The 383-nt window shown below is 59.3% G+C and carries 1 pseudogene; it reads right to left on the bottom strand.

The features are described from left to right. Positions 1-383, bottom strand: a pseudogene (locus CKO35_RS17615) (AAA family ATPase); the annotation flags it as partial.

The following is a 383-nucleotide window of genomic DNA, read 5'->3' as shown; positions in this document are numbered from 1 at the left end:
GTAACCGGTGATGGGTTCTTCCACTTTGTGCACGGTGAGATAGCCGGTCTGGAACAAGAGGGCTTCGGTGGCAATCTCGTCCACGTCGAAGCGGCCCAGCAGGCTGGCCTTGGTCTGCAGATGGTCCAGACGGGGGGTGAACACGCCCCGCTCAGACAGGAGCTTGACCAGAAAGGAGGGGGTAGCACTTTCGAACCAGTAAGGCCGAAACTCCCGCTCCTGGAACAGCAACAGTACGTCAAAGGGGTTGTAGACCGAGGGCAACCGCTCATCCCCCCAGCGATAACCGTTATACCACTGTCGGATTTGGTCCCGATCCAGGCCCGGTAGTTCCGGTGCAAAGACGGTATCGATGTCCTCGTCGATGTAGCCGCAGATGGCGC

Source organism: Ectothiorhodospira shaposhnikovii, assembly GCF_016584105.1.
Lineage (GTDB): Bacteria > Pseudomonadota > Gammaproteobacteria > Ectothiorhodospirales > Ectothiorhodospiraceae > Ectothiorhodospira > Ectothiorhodospira shaposhnikovii.
This window is presented reverse-complemented; position numbering and strand designations above follow the sequence as displayed.